General features: G+C 28.8%; 1 protein-coding gene. It reads right to left on the bottom strand.

Features of this window, described 5'->3' with window-relative positions; genetic code table 11:
* A partial coding sequence (locus tag V7659_RS31070; RefSeq protein WP_335543847.1) for a TniQ family protein occupies positions 1–1,188 on the bottom strand: 1,188 nt, incomplete at its 3' end.
* Positions 1,189–1,266 lie beyond the last annotated feature (78 nt).

Genomic DNA, 1,266 nt, shown 5'->3' with positions numbered 1-1,266 from the left:
CATTATGTCAATATTTACTCCTAATTGAATAGCGGCTTCTTTTTGGGTTAAAAGATCATTTTTCTGGATTTTGAATTTTTTCACAAAAGAAATTACCTCTTCAACCTCAAATTGCTGGATTAAATTTTTCCCACGTTGATATTGTTTGGGCTCCAAATTACGGCAAATAAAATCCACTTCATTACGTGTTAAATTAAATTCCTTTTTAATTTCTTTTTTTGATATAAATCTTTCTTTTATTTTTTTAGCTGCGTCTAAATCAAAACATGAAATATTTTTGGGTACATTCCCCTTTAAAATTTGCATATTCTGATATTCTTGATAAGCTTCTTTGATGAATGTAGATGTTCCAAGTGTCTTTTCAAATTCTTTTTTTCTTCGTCTTCTTTTTTTAAATGGAAGATTGAAAAACTCATCTAAAATCTGAAAAAAATTAAAAGGGAAGTTAGTATACATCCAATAAATATTAGCTAAAGCTTCTCCAAAGTTTTCACTCCAATAATATTTTTGTGGGTGAGTTATTAAATGAATTTTTTTGTAAGTTACCCTTGAGGTTAGATCCTCTATGATGTGTAAATTCCCGTTTATAAAATTAAAAATGTCTTTAGCGCAAATATCTTTTAATACTTTACCAACTTGACCTTCTATGATCGATTGGAATTCAAGTTGGGCTTGATATAATAAGGAATTTGAATCAACTGGGCACTTGTCAGCTTTAACATATGCAAAGTTACAATTTTTACAAAATCCTTCTAAAAAGTTTTCTAGCGATATGGTTTGTCCGCATCCTTGACAATTCTGAACTAGTAAAGATTGATGTTCTAGACAAACGGTAAACAGGTTTAAAAACCAAGAATTCTTGAAATAAATATTTTCTTGAATACAACAAGGACAATATTTTACGTATTCCTTTAATAAGACCATTTTATCTACATCATCTTTAAAGTTTTCTTCATAGTAGACATTAGAAGTCCTAAAAAGTTCTTTTGGATTTACATCAGAAATCTTTGCGATTTTGATGCAATTTGGATAGTCAAAATGATTGACCCTATATTTGAACAATTCAATTTTGAGTTGCTTTAATATAGGAGAGGGTCCAGTTAGGTAATTAGCTTTACTAAGTCGATAAAGGTAACTCGACAAACATTCATCCTTTAATATTAGAGGGCGATTAATAAGTTTTTTCATTGCAGTTCACCTTAAGATATAAAGTAATCTTTAATCATAAAATCCCTGTTTGAATTTAAACTTGGACTATATAAACAT

The organism is Neobacillus drentensis (genome assembly GCF_036966985.1).
Classification (GTDB): Bacteria; Bacillota; Bacilli; order Bacillales; family Cytobacillaceae; genus Neobacillus; species Neobacillus drentensis_E.
Note: the sequence above shows the minus strand (reverse complement) of the source record. Positions and strands in the feature narration are given on the sequence as shown.